Origin of the sequence: Halorubrum halophilum, from assembly GCF_000739595.1 — an archaeon.
Classification (GTDB): Archaea; Halobacteriota; Halobacteria; order Halobacteriales; family Haloferacaceae; genus Halorubrum; species Halorubrum halophilum.
The window spans coordinates 1-16179 of sequence record NZ_BBJP01000025.1 but is presented as its reverse complement, the minus strand read 5'-3'; the positions used below and the strand labels follow the sequence as shown (position 1 = coordinate 16179).

The following is a 16179-nucleotide window of genomic DNA, read 5'->3' as shown; positions in this document are numbered from 1 at the left end:
GTTCTGAACGGCCTATGTAATCCGTCTGACTGACTTAAGTCCCGAGACACCAGCCAGTCTGTCTCTGACCTCCTCCTCGCCAATCGACGTAGCCCACAGGACCGTAATTTCGACGGTGATGAGTGTGGCCGACAGCTGTGGCTCGATACTATCCAATTCGTCAATCGTGACGTTATCGATAGTTTCGGGCCGCGAGAGACGCTTCGCAGTGTCAGTGACGAGGTCCCCATCCGCGCCGCAGGGGATTCGAATCGTCACGACGGCAATTGTCGTCGAGTCTAGGTTGGTGGTATTGGATACTGCCATATTATCATCTCCGTTGAGGCGCGTCTCACGGGCCAGATGTTCGACAACTGTACTCCGAGTGCTCGAGGGACGATTCGAACGCCCGTCTCGGTCGTGGCACGACCGCGTGTTTCCGAACTCCACCACTCGCGCATACTCAAAGAAAAGATCCGAACAGGGCTAGGTCGGCTCGAACGCCTCGATCTCATCGATGATCTGCTTCGGATTCTCGGCGTGTTCGATGAACGAGAGGACGTTCTCCGACCATCCCGAGATGTTGTAGACGTTCTCGTAGCCTTCTGGCGTCACCAGGTCGCCGTAGGCCGCGAGATCGACGAGATACAGCGCGGTGTCCGCAGACACCTCATCCCGATACGCATCGAACGCGTCCTTGACCGTCTGGGAATCGCGGGCCGTGAACGGCGTGTTGTCCCAGATCTGCATATCGGTGAAGACGACGATGCGTTCGACGGGCTCACCTCGCTCGCGGAGGTAATCGATTGCCTTCCAGCCGTTCGTCGAGTTCCCGACGTCTTCGTCGATCGCCAACACCGCCGCTTGGCGCTGCAGTACTGGCGTGTCAACGTGCATCGGAACGGTCTGGAAGTCGTCGCCGAACCCGCCGACGTCGGCACCCTGGTCGGCCAGGATCGCACCGAACAACGCACCGATCTCCTTCAGTCGGAGCGTACTGTTCGCGGACAGCGGATGATCCATCGATCCCGACAGGTCGACCGCGACAAAGCTATCGCCGAATCCGCCAGGCACCGTCTCGACCGCAACATCAATTGCGTCTTCGAGCCACTGCTCGACCGTCGGTGCCTGGACATCCGCGTCTTGCAGCGCGGTGTAGGCCTGGTAGTACCGGAACGGGTACAGCGGCGCGTGTCGGACGGCCTCCAGGTCGAGGTGATTCACGACGGTGTCCTCCGGAACGCCGGCTTCGAGCATGTTCCGGAGGTTCCGGATCGACGCGAAGATGGGCAGCGTGTACTCGTCGTCCTCGATGAGCAGTTCCCAGGCGGCTTGGGTGTTGCCGCGCTCGGAGATAACCGTCTCCCACGTGTTGGGCGACGGCAACGGGTCGACGTCGGGATAGTCGTTGAGGCCGCCACGCATGAACCGCTCGAAGAGCGCTTCCTGCTCGGCGTCGACGGGCGTGGGGTGGACGCGGTTGAAGACGTCGTGCAGCGTCACCTCGCGCCGCGACAGCTCGTACTTGCCCAGCGTGTAGGCGTCGGTCATCTCCACCAGCGCGTCTTCGATCCCGCGTCGAAGCGGCCACGGCGCAGTCCCGCCGAACAGCTGATCGTGGACCGCGAGCGCGGTGGCCGTCTCGTCCATCCGCTGGATGATCGCCGGCGCCCATTCGCGGATGAGCGACTCGGGGGAGTCGTCCTTGAATCGGTCGTCGTTGGCTGCCAGCACGAGTAGTATTTGTGGGATGTCCCGCAAGTAGAGCTCCTGGCGCGCATAGGCCGCGAGCTTCAGGACGAACTCCGGGTCGTCGTTTGCGGCGGCATCGAACTGGTGAACGACAGCAGCCAGCTGCTCGTCATCGGACTCGTAGAACGAACCCTCCAATAGCTGGTTGATCGTGCGCTTGTACAATGCGAGTCGAGGGTCGGCAGGCTCGAACGCTTCCCCACCTTCGTAGTTGGTGGTCTGTGTTGCCTCCGCGACCGTTTGCTTTGGCGTGTTGAATTCCATCCTATCACCCGGAGCCGCAACAGGCGACTCCGATCGCAGCTGCCCACACGCTCTGTGAGCAACGAGTCTCGGGAGAGAAACTTCCCGAACCAGCCTCGCATCGCTCGGCTGGACGTTCCCGGCACGATTCGAACGTGCGACACCCGGCTTCGAAGGCCGGTGCTCTGTCCTGACTGAGCTACGGGAACACGAGTGGCCGGACAATTTCTGGAGCGAACGACGGGATTCGAACCCGTAATGTGCCATCGACGTAGCGCTCCAGATCGACGGCCACTGGCGACACGGCGACCGGAAAACTGTCGGAGCGGAACCGGTGTCGAGCGTCCTCTCGTACGCTCTTTGTCCGGGATGTTCTCGATGGACTGCGCCACCGACAGGATTTGAACCTGCGAGTACCTGGCGAAGCAACGCTCCGACTCGACGGTCGCCACGTGCGGTCGGGCAACCGGTGGTGCGACGGGCTATGACTCCCGTTGGTGTGCTTTGCGGGCGAAGAAACGCACCAACTGGACGACCACACGCTTGGGGAAAGCCGACCGTGACAGCGTCACGGATCCGTGGCTGCCCGCTATGTCAGCCACGGAAAAACGCTGTCAGGGCCAGCCTCCCCGAGTGCTCCCGAGGGGAATCGAACCCCTGGCCTCCACCTTGAAGAGGTGGCGTCTCTCGCCAACGGAGACTCCGGGAGCGCGGTAGGGAAGAAATCAAGCGCTGAGGTGCGGCGGACACCCACGGATTATCGCAGGCGTTCGAAGCCCTCGAGTTGCCCGTGCGTGAACGTCACTTGATACGTGACGAGTGTATCGAGATCCTCGAAGGAGTGTTTGAGCTTGAAACGGCCGTGGTAGTCGTCTCGTTCGATCCAGCCGTCGTGGACTCGGTTCCGACAGCCGGCCATGTAGCGAAAATCGTCCTCGTCGACGTCGTCACGGCTCGCGTATGGCCGGTCTTCCGGCGGGACCGCTTCGGTGTGTCACTCCTCTTCGAGGAGCCGACCGTCCGCCGTAATCCGAAATGTGGTCATGGTCGGTCGATCGATGCCTTTCGTCTGCCAGTCGACGTCCTCGGCAGGAGTAATCCCTTCGGGGTACTCTGGCAGGTGGACGTCGTCGCAGAGTTCGACTGTATCGAATAGTCCCATTGTTGTCCTCCATTGCGGGACCAGGAGTCGAACCTGGACTTCGGGGATATGAGCCCCGTGGACTGCCATTATCCTATCCCGCAGCACACAATTCGGAACTCACTCATGGGCATCTCTCAGTTCTCCACAGCTGTCCGTCCCTCAGTCTAGTCGGCTGGAAGTGAGAGGTCTCGGACTGTTGGAGAATGCTCCAGCCCGGATTCGAACCGGGGGCTCGGCCGTGAGAGGGCCGTGAGTTTGGCCGCTACTCCACTGGAGCGGGTTGGCCTCGTCTGGAACGGGTCATCGGCCAGTGGATGGATGGCAGTCACCTCGTTCCGTGGAAGTATGCGCCGTCCTCGGTGACGCAGATTTTCACGCTTTCAATCGTGTCGATGGACGTTGTTTCACCGAGTGGGACGTGACGGAACGCTTCCTCCTCGCAGGCAGGGCAGACATTCGTTGTCATGACGCCGCGACCCGGATTCGAACCGGGAGACAGACAGCAGACGGCCACGGCATAGCAGGCCGCTGGGTTCCCCAATACCCGGTCGCGGCACAGTGAGCCGACGCGGATTCGAACCTCGGTCCTGTGCGCCCAAGGCACAGATCGTCGTCCGCTGGACCATCGGCTCACTGGACTGCCGAGCGATCGGCAACTGATTATCTATCTGTACGACTTTCCAACTGCGCAACCGCGACGAGTAGTCGTGGTTGCGCGTCTCATCGCGGGGGCGTACTTCGGGTGTTCCCGGGAATACCACACCGGCTCATGTAGGTTGCAGACCCTGCTGGGCCCAGCATCGTCGGAACGATCCAGCTGATCGCACCAACGGGCTGCCTACCTCGATGGGTATCCCCACGTGGCCACGCCACGCATCCACGCCGACGCCGGGGTTTGAACCCGGATCACGGCCGTGACAGGACCGTATGCTCGCCGGATTACACCACGTCGGCATGTCGCCCCGGCCGGAATCGAACCGGCGACCTCCGGATTCAAAGTCCGGCGTCCCTCGCCAGCGGAGACTCCGGGGCTCGACGTAGCCGCAGCTCTCGCTGCGGGGCTGTTGGCTACCGACTTCCGTACGCTCAGCGCGGACGGAGTCCGCTCGCTCCTGTATCGGAACGAACAGAAACCAATCAGCCGCGAGCCTGGCACCACGAACTCGCATCAGGCTGTGTCCTGAGCGAGTACTGGGAACAGGCAGGCGGCAATCCCGTGTTCCCCGACCCCTGACGGGTAGTCCGTATGGAGGCCGAGTTATGCGGGTGAGAGTGTCCGGGCGTCGCCGGATTGCGTCGAACCCTCGTATTCGAAGTCGACGTGGATCCGGCGGTTTGCGCCCGGTCTCTTCGCACGCTGATCTTGTAGGCACTCGCCAAACACGGGACCCGCGGCTAAGCGAGAACGAGCACGCCGCGGGGTGAGGCGAGTGATGATCATCGTGTTGAACGCTCCCAGTTTGAGGGGTGTATCGGGCGTCAGCCTGAAATATCGTGGCAATTGTATTAAAATTAGCCAGGGTGTGTTACCCACAGACACGGCAGTCACACTTCAACAAGCGGTTGCGCACGACGTTCATTACTCTAGCATCGGCTGTCGTCGATAGCCGGACGCTGACCGGTGTTCTCGCTTGGACCCACAGAAACTATTTACAGGCTGTCGAGGCGAATGCCCCGGGGTTGAAGCCGACAACTTGTGAACTAAACCATTAAGTCAAAACATACCCATAATCACGGTACAGCGATGTGGTACGACTACCGCTTTCGCGCCTACCCTGACCGAACAGGTGTGACTGCGGAAGCGGAGCGCCACATCGACATTCACCGCCAAGCCTACAACCACACCCGCTACGAATACAACGCCCTCGACACCGACGAGGATAACATCGGTTCAGCGTACCAACACCAGAAACGCCTCACCGAGTGGAAAGACGAATGGCCCGTGTTTTCTGAAGTCCATTCGAAAGCGTTGCAGAAAACCGTTGAACGTTTCTACGACAACCTCTCAACCCTCTCCGAAAAGAAGCAGAACGGGCACAACGTCGGGTGGCTGAAATGGAAGTCACCGCGAGAGTACCAGAGCATGACGTACTCGCAGTCCGGCTTCGAACTCAAAAACACGAGTGGCCGGACTGCCACGCTCTGACTTTCGAAAATCGGTGACATTCCCATCCGCTACCACCGCGAAATCTCCAGCAACGCAGACCTCAAAGAAGTCACTCTGAAAAAGGAGACGACAGGGGAATGGTACGTCACGTTCGGCCTCGAAGTCGAAGACACCGCACTCCCAGAGAAACCCGACGTGGATAACTTGGATGCTGAGGATTGCGTTGGCATCGACCTCGGTATCACCAACTACATCTACACGTCGAACGGCGATAGCGTGGACTGGCTTGACCTCTCCGACGAATACGAACGATTGCGCCGCGAGCAACGTAGTCTCTCCCGCAAGGAGCACGGGAGTAACAACTGGGAGAAACAACGTCAAGAGGTTGCCAAGGTCAAGCGTCGAATCAAGCGGAAAGTCGAAGACTTCCAGCACAAACTCACAACGTGGCTCGTCAAGATGTACGACGCCGTATTCGTGGAAGACTTGAACGTCGTGGGAATGCTTCAACAGCGCGGAAATGCGCGGAACAAGCAGGATGCTGCGTGGCGCGGGTTCATCGAGATGCTCGAGTACAAAGGCGACCTGTACGGCACGCACGTCGTGCAAGTGAACCCTGCTGGGACGACCAAGGAGTGTGCCGAGTGTGGTGTCGAAACGGAGAAGCCGTTGTGGGTGCGGGAACACAGTTGTCCGAGTTGTGGGTTCGAGGTGGACAGGGACGCGAATGCGTCGTACAACGTTCTTTCTCGTGGGCTTCAGGAGTTAGGTCTGGGACAGGCCGAAGTGACGCCCGTGGAGACTGCGACCGCTGTGGAAACCGACGGAGGGCGGTCTTCGTCGGTTCCTGCAAGTCACGTCATTGAAACGGGAAGCCTCGGGGCTTGACCCCCGAGGCGGTTCACACCAACCTGCTCTCTGTGGCGACAGATGAGTGGCCGATCGCCGGTCCGGTGCTAGCCGGGAGCCCAGTCACACGGCGTGACTGACGGTTCTCGGTTAGATACCAATGACCGAGAATACCGACTCAAACGAATCTCAGAAGCCAGGGAGTGCAAACAGCAGGTGTTCCAACCCCACCGAACAGCGATCATCCTCCGGATGCCAGTGCAGTGGTGCTTCCCCGCCGTGCGATGCATGTGACACCACCCAGTACGACAAACTCCACGAAGTCTCCCTTGGTGAGCGGGCGTATGATGTGTGTGGAGAGTGCCTCCAGCTCCTCGTTGACGACGTCGAGGAGTACCACTGGTGGGATCGCCTGACTGAAGCGCACTACAATCGCGCTGCGGAGTTTCTCCGCTCCCTCGATGCAGTCTGGTGCGTCAAGGATCAGGCGTACGCTGGCGGGGAACTGTGGGTCCACACGCCCTATTGCGATGCTGCAGTCGTCAGAGATGTGTGTGGCCACTTTGGCTTTCAGATTCGCTGGTTTAGCGTTGTATACCCCGTTGACGATGGCTTCGAATGCGTCTCCGAGCACGGCCCCTGTGTCGAAATCAACCTCACGTTCACAGCCCACCGTTCGGATCCACTCCCGCTCGAATATGACATTCAGAATGACGTGACGTACCACGAGATCGAGTGGCTTGATGAGTATCGGCGCCTGTTCACGTCGCCTCCCGAGTAGTTCGGACTCGCGGATCGAATTGCCTCTCCAAAATACGGTTACACAACTGTCTCGCTATTTGGCGACTCGATCCGAGCGCCAAGAGTCTGTATTCCACTCTCACCGATATGGTTATGAACACATCGGAGAGATTGGAATTTGTGAGAGGGGGCGGAGCTACGGGTTCTCGACTGTTTGCGGGATCGGTCCTGCACGGTTGGCGAGTTGGCCGATGCAATGATAAACGCAAATCGTGCGAGACTTTATCCGTCGGCAGAGCCAAGATTTGCCTGACCAATGAGTCTGGACGACGCGGTTGAGGAGGCTCTGGCAACATACGGGATGTCGCGGAGCGAAGAGGCCGAAGAAACCGGCCGAACAGTCGCGACGCTCCAGGACTAACGTACGCCGCTTACTCGAGAGTCCGAATTTTCTCTGCGAACTCCGCCTTAGATAGTCCAAGTGTTTCCATCAGCTCGGGGTTGTCGGTGCGCTCAACTGCCTCTTCGACGAATTCGATCCAGAGCTCCTCGTGCGCTGTTGCGTAGACTGTTTTCGCTTCTGCAGGATACATATCCAGCTCGTATGCCGTCAGGTCGATCTGGACCTCGTGTTTCCGCTCAAGCGTTGTCGCTCCGAAGTCAGAGAGATGTTTGAGGAGCACATTCTTCCGACGAACCGTCAAGAGACGCTTTGACTCGTTAATATACTCGTTTACCCACTCCCGCCAGTCGTATGTCTCTGAGTCGATTTCCACGGAGGTTTCTGGCATCGAGAAATCGGGAGCAATCCGACGGAGGTAGAACTGAACCAGGGCAACAGCAGTCCGATGGTTCGCATTCGGAAGCGCGTGTTTGAGAATGAGATTTGAGGCGAGACGGCCTGCAACATCAGTCGCGCTGCCCTCCCACGATGTCCGGTTGAGCGCGTCTGGGAGTGCATCGATGTCGATGCTCTTGTACGCTTCAACGGGAACTCCTTCTTCTTCCTCGTTCTGGGCTATGAGCGCTTGATAGATCTCGAGGAGCCGGGCAACGATAGTACCGTTATCAGCACCCATCTCAGAGAGTGCTTCGCCAAGATCGAATTCGAGATCGCCGACGCTCCCACCACCGACGCGGAAGGTATAGATACCGAAGAACTCGCTGTCAAGATCGTACTTGCGAACCTTCACCGCCACGTCATCGTCGTACTCGACAATCCTGGCAACGATCTCTTGGAGTCGAACGGGTTGTATGGAACCAAGATCACTCACGACTGGCTCGTCAGCGTGACCGTGCGGTTCAGCGTGCTCTCACTCGCACTGGAGTCACCTACACGTCCGTTTCTAACGATCAGGCGACCGATATGAGATCATCTACAACGCTGCCCTCGGACCCAGAGGCGTATCTGGCTAACCCACATACACTCGGTATTGAGACTAGAGAGGTGCCACGACTTTCAGACCTTCGTGAAGACGAATACGACTCTGCGCCCCTCACCGCCGGTACTGAATCTGCTCGAAAGCAATTACGAGCTCTGTCAAACGGAACTACGTATCGTCGGTGTGATGACGGTAGATCGTTTTCATTTTAATGTCACCGCCACATTCCGGGCAGTGACCGAGAAACGATTCATCAGCGTTCATAAAAGCGGGTAGAAAGAGTGTGTGACAGGCTCCTACATCAAATATCGAGAGGTATCAACCTCAGAGTTTGGTACCTTTGTCAGCTACCCACGATTGAAGTCCTGTCTCTTACCCACAAATCGAGTCGTTGCCGAAATCGACGACCCGAACAAAATCTCGATATCTACAGATGTAACGCCCTTATGGAACGATTTTACCGATCTCGTTAACCCGTATTCAGTAACCCCCACTTCCGATATCACCGGCCGAATCACTCCTCACCTCGATCTTCCAATTGTAGATTGGCTTCGACAGCGTCTGAAACGTCTGTTTGAGACTCGGTGAGCTTATGGGTAAGAGACAGGACTGAAGTCGTGGGCTTCCGGCCTTGCATCTATGTGATTAGTGTGTCTACACATCCTCAGTATCCGCTGCGGCCAAGATCTCAGGATACCGGTTCCGTATCGTCACCTCGCTCACGTCTGCAGCATGAGCGATATCTGTTTGTCGGAGAGACTCATCGCATCGTTTAGCAGCCGCGTACAGTGCCCCTGCGGCGATACCTACTGGATGTTTCCCGCTATGAACGCCGTTTTCAACCGCTGTTCCGGCGAGACGTCGTGCCTCTCGCTCTGTTGTGTCCGTACACCCAACGTCCGACGCGATCCGTCCGATGAACGAACGGGGGTCTGTCGGAGCAATTTCCAATCCCAGTTCACGTGAGACGTGTCGGTATGCCCGCTCAACGCGAATCTGTTCGACGCGGCTCACTGTTGAGACCTCGTCGATAGAGCGCGGCACACCATCCATGCGACTCGCCGCGTACAGCGCCGCAGTGGCGACGCTTTCAACAGCGCGACCCGGAAGGAGTCCGTCACGAAGTGCACGTCGGTAGACGGCGCCTGCAGTCTCTCGAGTGCTGTCGGGCACGCCGAGCGCGGAAGCCATGCGATCGATCTCACCGAGCGCATGCATGAGATTCCTATCCGCCGATGAGCGTCGTCGGAAGCGTTCATCCCACCGTCGAAGGCGACGCATCTGTTGTCGCCGTTCTCCTGACAGCGCGTTCCCCTTCGCGTCGGTGTTCTGCCATCCGACCATCGTTGACAACCCCTTATCGTGTAAGAGGTTCGTGCTCGATGGCCCGACGCGAGAGTCCTGATCGCCGGTGCCGTTCGGCGTGTACAGTTTGATGTTCGTATCAAGCGTCGCATCTGAAACGACGAGTCCACAGTCGTCACAGACCGCATCAACCTCATCATCGGCTCGACGAAGTCGCCCGTGACACTCCGGACACGTGGTCCGACTGTGCCGTTCGTCCCTATTCTCCTCCAAAACGGAGCCGGTAACAGACTGTCCGTCGCCAGTTTCGCGAGATGAAGGCCCATCAGTACCGTTTTTGCGAGAAACTGTGTCCGGTCGCTCTTCGTTAGTGCGCTCGTTCATCAAGTCGCATCACCTCTCGTGACCGGGGCAGAACAGACGCGTTCGACTGTGTGTCTGGCCAGTACTGTTCATTATGGGCTCTGAGCCGGCGTTGAGTCGCTGATCCTGATACCATGCGCGGTAACTCTCGTAGCAACAGCAGATGGAACTGACCACACTGTCTCAGTGGGCACGGTTACCTCATCGATCGCTAGACAGACGAGTTTCCCTTGTCCCCGTCGCGCCGCAACAACAAATTCAAACCGACGTGATAGGTTGTCAGTCGCTGTCACGTGGACCGTTGAGAGCCCGTTCGCGCTCTCCCATGTTGTCGTGTCGACGACCCTGAGGTCGCCTGCGGGAGTGACAGCAGTCGAGTCACAGGCTGGACAGGACCCGTCGTGCGGGGCCGCTCCGAGGTACCCGTAGTCGGTCTCACACGCAAAGCAGTGTTCCATGGTCTGAGACTAGTATCGGTCCACGATCGTCTCTGCTATGTGTGCCCGACCGGAACATGCTGGACAGGCAACTACGTCACCACCGTCTAACCCGAACACGGTCACAAATTGTTGTGAGACGTGTGCTCCGCAGTGGGCGCACTCCGGCATCGGATTACCCCAGCGAGCCCTCCATCTCCAGTTCGACGAGTCGGTTCAGCTCGACGGCGTACTCGATCGGCAGCTCTTCGGTGATCGGCTCGATGAACCCGGAGACGATCATCTGTTTGGCGTCGTCGTCGTCGAGACCGCGCGACTGCAGGTAGAAGATGTCCTCGTCACCGATCTTCCCGACGGTCGCCTCGTGGGCGACGTCGACCTTCGACTCGTTGATCTCCATGTACGGCATCGTGTCCGAGGTGGACTCGTTGTCGAACATCAGCGCGTCGCACTCGACGGCCGTCGAGGAGTTCTCGGCGCCGTCCGCGATGTGGACGAGCCCGCGGTAGTTCGTGCGACCGCCGTCCTTCGCGATCGACTTCGACTCGACGGTGGATTTGGTCTCGGGCGCGTTGTGGTACACCTTCGCGGGCGTCCTCGCCGACGAACACCTCGACGCCGCCACAGTGGAGGTTGAACTTCGAGTACTTCGGCGCCGAGCAGCCCTCGATGTAGTGAACCTCGGAGCCTTCTTCGGCGATGATGAGCGTGTGCTCGAACTGGCCCATCCCCTCGGAGTTCATCCGGAAGTACGCCTGTACCGGCATGTCGACGGTGGTGTTCTCCGGCACGTAGACGAACGAGCCGCCGGACCAGATGGCGCCGTGGAGCGCCGCGAACTTGTTGTCGCTCGGGGGGACGCACTTCGTCATGAAGTGCTCGCGGACGAGCTCTTCGTGCTCCTGGACGGCCTCGTCCATGTTACAGAAGATGACGCCCTTCTCCTCCCAGCGCTCCTGCATGTTCTGGTAGACGACCTCCGACTCGTACTGCGCGCCGACACCGGAGAGCGCGTTCTTCTCGGCCTCCGGGATGCCCAGCTTGTCGAAGGTGTCTTTGATCTCGTCTGGGAGCTCGGTCCAGTCATCGACGCCGGCACGAACGTCGACGTCCGGTCGAATGTAGGGAACGATCTCGTCGACGTCGACCTCACTCAGGTCCGGCTGGCCGGGCCAGTCGGTCGGCATCGGCATCTCCTGAAACTGTTCGAGCGCGCGCAGGCGCCGCTCCAACATCCACTCCGGTTCGTCTTTGTCCTCCGAGATGACGCGGACCGTCTCCTCGGTGAGGCCCTTCTCGCTTTTGAAAGCAGACTTCTCCTCCTTTTTGAACTCGAAGCGGGCCTCGGTGTTCGTCTCCTTGAGGTCGTCTTGTTTTGAACTCATCAAAGTATTCTTCAGAGACTACGAATATAAGTGTGGTGCGCTGGAACACTCGTTGGTAACCTATACTAGTTTCTTTAACGAAGGTGAATAACTTTATGCGATTTAATTTGGTTTCTCTATCTAGTGGTATTTAATATGTGGCGAGAGGGCTATTGCGTACAAACAGGACCACCATCATTTGTTAGCGAGAACGACTCGACAGCATTCGATCGCTGCTTCAATGTGGCGGTCAGCGACCACGTCGCCCGTTTCGTCGGCCGACTCAAGCAGTGTGACAACTTGGCGGACCCGTTTCCGTCTGGTTTGCGTGTCAAGATCGTCACTGGTAGCGTCGCGGGCGACGGCTTCAGCCTCTCCGAGCCATCGGTTTGTCGCTGGCGGTACCGGGCGATCTGCGGTCGCAGTTAGGTGGGTCGCTAGTGCGTCGACCGCAGCCCGCGGCTCGGTTGGGATGTCGATTTCGTCCGTCATCGTCTGTGTATTGGCGCCTACTGTGAAGAATTGTTCCGCCAAGAGCTACACTCCGATGCTTGCGAACGTCTCCAGCCGAGCGCGACCCCTTGTTACCCTACCGTGACACGTCCTCGGTATCTGTCTGGGCTCGTTCGAGAGACACACCAGACGACACAAATCCGTACGCAACCGAGAACGACTATGATCGAGTCGCTCCTCCGGATTGACGTCGTCCTCTTCGTTCTCATCGGCGTGCTGGGCGGCGCACACTGTATCGGGATGTGTGGGCCGTTAGTGACGATGTACTCGAAGCAAATGAACCCGCAGCCAGACGGCGGGACGGTGACAGCCAACGACGGGCGTGCCGGTCATCTCACGACCTACGAGGTCCGCCAGCACTTCCTGTTCAACCTCGGCCGAGCGACCACGTACGCGATTCTCGGGGCCCTCTTTGGTGCGCTTGGGAGCGTCGTGTTCGTCACCGCTGACCAGCTGACACCGATCGCTGATCTCCTGCGGGGTGCTGTCGGTCTCGCGGTAGGGGGATTCATCGTGGCGACGGGCGTTCGGTACGTCATCGGGGGGAGTGGAGGCGATATCCAAATACCCGGCGTCCACCGCGTCACGTCGTGGCTTGCGACGAGAGTTCACCGACACGTGAACAGCCCGAGTATTGTCGGCCTCGGCGCCGTCCACGCGTTTCTTCCCTGCCCGATGCTGTATCCCGCGTATCTGTTCGCCTTTGCGAGCGGCTCCCCGACCACCGGGGGAATCGCTCTCGGCGCTCTCGGCATTGGGACGATTCCAGCCGTCTTCCTCTATGGGACGATTATCCAGTCGATTGACGTTGCCCACCGGCGTCGTGTCCATCGGCTGCTCGGAGTGGTGTTCGTCGTGCTGGGGTATGTGCTGTTCGCGCACGGGCTGATGGCGCTCGGTGTTCATCTTCCACACCCGATGTTCCCGCATTACCAGCCCCTCGGGGGCGCGATGGGGCACTGACCCAGCTCTGGATCCTTTTCGCTGGCTCGATACAGGTGGCGGCTCCAAATAACAACTAAGAGGGGGAACCCGGCGGTGGCTGGCCTCCCGGAACCCCACGACCTGTCACGTGGTGGCCACTCGTTCGAGGTCGTCGACGAGCCGATCGATGTCTGTTCGCGGCCCCCGTGGGTGCGCCGGTCCGATGGGTCGTGTTAACTTAAGCATCGGTTCCAGCAGACGGCGAAGGCTCGGAGCCACGATTCTGCCGCCGTCGGCTCCGCATTTCTGAACGTATGGCTCTGTAGTTTCGGTACACTGCGGCGGATTTTACGGATATCGGACGCTCCGACGGAGGTTGTAGACGGTGGCTTTCAGCAGCATTTCGCGGAACTCTAACCACCAACCTCGCGCACGCACGGCGGAGCCGAGCGTGCGCTTAATCGACGAGAAGACGGTTTCTGACATGGAACGTTGGTGGTACCGATCACCGTCCATGCGGGCGTTGTGGGCGTGATCGAGCGGGTTCATGATCCGGTGTTTAATCAGTGGTCTGATGCCGTTTTCGCGGAGTTCATCGCGGAAGGCCTTCGCGTCATAGCCGCGATCAGCAGCGAGGCTCCGCAGGTCGCTGGCGTTGCGCCGAGCGACCTGCGGGCCGATCTTCGCATCGTGTTTCTTGCTCGTGGTCGAGTGGATATCGGTGATGTACAGCGTTTCGACATCCACGAGAACTGTGACTTTCAGCGCTCGAACGCGGTGGTTCGTGCGGTTAGCGAGTGGCGGCTGGGCTGATCCCGGTCAAAGCCAGTCGAATCGATAGCAGGGTGGCCGGTGCGTTTCTCGGCTGACGCGCCGAGAAACGCACGCCACGTCGCAGTGGGAATCCGCTCAAACCACGTGCGGAGGACGGTGTAGTGTGGAAGTCTGGTGAGACCGATCTCTTCAAGCACGCCGGGCATTTCAGAGAGCAAATCCACGGCGACGCGGTAGGATTTGGCCAGCTCGATGCGAAGTGCATGCACGGTGAGCATCGCCCACTCTGCGAACCCGCCACCCCCTTCGGGGTCGGCGGGTTCGTCCGGATTAGCGACAACTGATTTAGCCTTAGCCACCGTACCACGCGTGAAGAGACGGATTTCGGATCTCACACCGATCTGTCTCTTCGCTTTCTACAGCAATAACGGAGTCGTAGCCCTCACGTCTAGCGAAACTACAGAGCCTAATCAACGGGGGTCAGACAACTCGGCTAACACGTATTTATCTGAGTTGCTAGGACGAGCCAGCCTTGAGTCAATATGACTAAGTAACCGTGATTTGGGGAGAGCTTGCATCCAGTCAGACTACCGGGCGAACCTGTTCCTCTCTGAGGATTTTAACAGAGCCAACTATCTCTATCAGAATCCAACGGTCCATGAGTCACTCTCTCCTTTTACATAGATAGCCACGGTATCGGCAGCCTCGTTGTAGCAATCTTGCCAGCTGATATCGCTCGGTTCAGTCGAGAGGGATTCTAGTCCGATAATTTCTGATAGAGATCCAGACTATGAGAAGAGTTCTGTGACCCGCTCTATTAGACCAGAAATTGCTTTCATTCCACTACTGTCTTCATCGGATTCAGTATTCTGCCCAGTATCTGGTTCGCTACCTTCCACGTTTTCACCTTCTCCGTCAGAATTTGCCGACTGCGTCTTTTCTTCTTCACCCGTCTGGTCAGTGGTCTCTTCACCCGTCTGGTCAGTGGTCGCTTCACCTGTCTGATCAGTGGTCTCTTCACCTGTCTGATCGGCGACTTCACTAGTTGATGTTCCAGCAGATGCGTCGAGGTCGGGGTTAGCCTGCTGTTCTAACACCCCTGATATTTCTGCACTGTGATTTTCCCCGAACTCACTCATTGAAGCGGTTTCGATGGAGCCTGTTCTCTCAAGGTTATATGCGAGTAGAACAGTACCTTGCGGAAGATCTCCTTCGATTTTATCGGTTGAGATCACTTCCCCAGTTACTTCGTATGTGCCACTCCGGTCGCTACTGGGTTGTTTTTGCGTGAGTGACGAGGCTGCTATTACACCGATTAGATCATCGCGCGTTTCAGGCAGTTTCTCCCACGCGACGCCACCGTGTAGAATCGTGTCGACAGGCGGCATTTTGGTCCCCGTGGACTCAATCACGCGCTTACTGCTTATTGTGTTCATGTAGAGATTCGACTCGAATCGGACTGTGTCACCTTCGTAAGCTGCAGGGTTCTCTGAAATATCAGAGATTGACACGCGCTGCGCGTCATATTGCTTATCAATGATGTACAGTATTGGTGTACCGGAATCCGCTGGCAGTGTCTCGAACTCTTGTTGGGACCGAATGAACTTACCAGCGGGGGACCGTGGAGATGCCACAATACCAGTCATTGTAACTGCTGTATTCTCCCAATAGTCAGTTTCTGTACTAAATGAAGTTGTAACAACGTGGGGTTGAGAACGGTCACCCAAAAGACTACCAACACCACCCGTATCTTCGTCCAACTCATTCAGCGTCGTGTACGAGTGTTCACCCACGGTTCCAAAGAGCTGTTCTGGCTTTATTGGGTCATCAACTAATATACCGGTCGTTGTTTTGTAATCACCCTGTTCGTAATCAAGAGCGATACTTCGGTGATTCGCGGTGAACTCAACGTAGTCTCTCCGGTAGTCACCTGTGTTATGATACACCTCTTCGACACTTTCTCTGGACGGGTCTTGATACTCAACCTCCGTTGCTCGAATCGGGTTCAATTCTAAATTACTCCTGCTGCTCCCAGTAAATGAAATATCAGCAGAATTCAACTCAGTTCCTTGGATTGAGGCATACCCTTCTCTGGGTTCCTCATCTGTCAATACGAGGTGCAACCCGTCTGATGTAGCCAGTACAAATGCGTGTGAAATACGATTTGTGCTGAATGGGGCGGACTCTCGGAGATCGTCAACCTGATTCTGAATAGATTCAGGGGCAGCGAATACTGCTCCTCTCATGGAGATATCCGTTCCCAAGTTATCAGTCGTCTCTTCTACTCGATCACCAATCGACT

Annotated in this window: 8 protein-coding genes, 9 tRNA genes and 4 pseudogenes; 3 read left to right on the top strand and 18 right to left on the bottom strand. The window is 57.8% G+C overall.

The window, feature by feature from the left end:
- Positions 1 to 12: 12 nt before the first annotated feature.
- The 5 genes from ACP96_RS17690 to ACP96_RS09265 all read right to left on the bottom strand — a co-directional run bounded on the left by ACP96_RS17690 (position 13) and on the right by ACP96_RS09265 (position 2684).
- Positions 13 to 306: a hypothetical protein gene (locus ACP96_RS17690; RefSeq protein ID WP_082222495.1), complete on the bottom strand. Its 294-nt coding sequence runs from the start codon at positions 304 to 306 to the stop codon at positions 13 to 15.
- Between the two features lie 59 nt (positions 307 to 365).
- Positions 366 to 438: transfer RNA gene (locus ACP96_RS09280), tRNA-Gly, on the bottom strand.
- A gap of 27 nt (positions 439 to 465) precedes the next feature.
- Positions 466 to 1995, bottom strand: coding sequence for a TROVE domain-containing protein (locus ACP96_RS09275; RefSeq protein WP_050033096.1), 1530 nt, complete (start codon positions 1993 to 1995; stop codon positions 466 to 468).
- A 113-nt stretch (positions 1996 to 2108) separates the two neighbouring features.
- Positions 2109 to 2183 (bottom strand) — tRNA-Arg (locus ACP96_RS09270).
- 425 nt (positions 2184 to 2608) lie between these two features.
- Positions 2609 to 2684, bottom strand: a tRNA-Glu gene (locus tag ACP96_RS09265).
- 95 nt (positions 2685 to 2779) lie between these two features.
- Here ACP96_RS09265 and ACP96_RS19015 point away from each other — a divergent pair.
- A complete protein-coding gene (locus ACP96_RS19015; protein WP_161785356.1) occupies positions 2780 to 3130 on the top strand; it encodes a hypothetical protein in 351 nt (116 codons plus the stop codon).
- Between the two features lie 18 nt (positions 3131 to 3148).
- On the opposite strand, the gene ACP96_RS18625 is transcribed toward ACP96_RS19015, so the two are convergent.
- From ACP96_RS18625 to ACP96_RS09240, 6 genes are all read right to left on the bottom strand, one after another.
- Positions 3149 to 3219, bottom strand: a tRNA-Met gene (locus ACP96_RS18625).
- Positions 3220 to 3322: 103 nt separating this feature from the next.
- A tRNA-Glu gene (locus tag ACP96_RS09255) sits at positions 3323 to 3395 on the bottom strand.
- 191 nt (positions 3396 to 3586) lie between these two features.
- A tRNA-Ser gene (locus tag ACP96_RS18620) sits at positions 3587 to 3673 on the bottom strand.
- Between the two features lie 4 nt (positions 3674 to 3677).
- Positions 3678 to 3750: transfer RNA gene (locus tag ACP96_RS09250), tRNA-Pro, on the bottom strand.
- 248 nt (positions 3751 to 3998) lie between these two features.
- Positions 3999 to 4072, bottom strand: a tRNA-Asp gene (locus tag ACP96_RS09245).
- A gap of 3 nt (positions 4073 to 4075) precedes the next feature.
- Positions 4076 to 4151 (bottom strand) — tRNA-Gln (locus ACP96_RS09240).
- Between the two features lie 711 nt (positions 4152 to 4862).
- On the opposite strand from ACP96_RS09240, the pseudogene ACP96_RS09235 reads away from it, so the two are divergent.
- A pseudogene (locus tag ACP96_RS09235) lies at positions 4863 to 6113 on the top strand (RNA-guided endonuclease InsQ/TnpB family protein).
- A 202-nt stretch (positions 6114 to 6315) separates the two neighbouring features.
- On the opposite strand, the gene ACP96_RS19010 reads toward ACP96_RS09235, so the two are convergent.
- The 5 genes and pseudogenes from ACP96_RS19010 to sufB all read right to left on the bottom strand — a co-directional run bounded on the left by ACP96_RS19010 (position 6316) and on the right by sufB (position 11687).
- On the bottom strand, positions 6316 to 6801 hold the full coding sequence (locus tag ACP96_RS19010; protein ID WP_161785355.1) for a hypothetical protein: 486 nt from the start codon (positions 6799 to 6801) through the stop codon (positions 6316 to 6318).
- A 445-nt stretch (positions 6802 to 7246) separates the two neighbouring features.
- On the bottom strand, positions 7247 to 8089 hold the full coding sequence (locus ACP96_RS09225) for a hypothetical protein (protein ID WP_050033094.1): 843 nt from the start codon (positions 8087 to 8089) through the stop codon (positions 7247 to 7249).
- A 762-nt stretch (positions 8090 to 8851) separates the two neighbouring features.
- Positions 8852 to 9886: a transcription initiation factor IIB gene (locus ACP96_RS17685; RefSeq protein WP_082222494.1), complete on the bottom strand. Its 1035-nt coding sequence runs from the start codon at positions 9884 to 9886 to the stop codon at positions 8852 to 8854.
- Positions 9887 to 10332: 446 nt separating this feature from the next.
- Complete coding sequence (locus tag ACP96_RS20015) at positions 10333 to 10473, bottom strand: DUF7563 family protein (RefSeq protein WP_432508932.1); 141 nt, start codon at positions 10471 to 10473, stop codon at positions 10333 to 10335.
- 4 nt (positions 10474 to 10477) lie between these two features.
- Positions 10478 to 11687: pseudogene (gene sufB, locus ACP96_RS20010) on the bottom strand (Fe-S cluster assembly protein SufB).
- Between the two features lie 654 nt (positions 11688 to 12341).
- On the opposite strand from sufB, the gene ACP96_RS09215 reads away from it, so the two are divergent.
- Positions 12342 to 13142: a sulfite exporter TauE/SafE family protein gene (locus tag ACP96_RS09215; RefSeq protein ID WP_050033093.1), complete on the top strand. Its 801-nt coding sequence runs from the start codon at positions 12342 to 12344 to the stop codon at positions 13140 to 13142.
- Between the two features lie 309 nt (positions 13143 to 13451).
- On the opposite strand, the pseudogene ACP96_RS09210 reads toward ACP96_RS09215, so the two are convergent.
- A pseudogene (locus tag ACP96_RS09210) lies at positions 13452 to 14272 on the bottom strand (IS5 family transposase).
- A gap of 393 nt (positions 14273 to 14665) precedes the next feature.
- Positions 14666 to 16179 (bottom strand): annotated as a pseudogene (locus ACP96_RS18615) (hypothetical protein); the annotation flags it as partial.

Coding starts and splice junctions, on each gene's coding strand:
- ACP96_RS17690 (WP_082222495.1), bottom strand. CDS start 306: ATGGCAGTATCCAATACCACCAACCTAGACTCGACGACAATTGCCGTC.
- ACP96_RS09275 (WP_050033096.1), bottom strand. CDS start 1,995: ATGGAATTCAACACGCCAAAGCAAACGGTCGCGGAGGCAACACAGACC.
- ACP96_RS17685 (WP_082222494.1), bottom strand. CDS start 9,886: ATGAACGAGCGCACTAACGAAGAGCGACCGGACACAGTTTCTCGCAAA.
- ACP96_RS20015 (WP_432508932.1), bottom strand. CDS start 10,473: ATGCCGGAGTGCGCCCACTGCGGAGCACACGTCTCACAACAATTTGTG.
- ACP96_RS09215 (WP_050033093.1), top strand. CDS start 12,342: ATGATCGAGTCGCTCCTCCGGATTGACGTCGTCCTCTTCGTTCTCATC.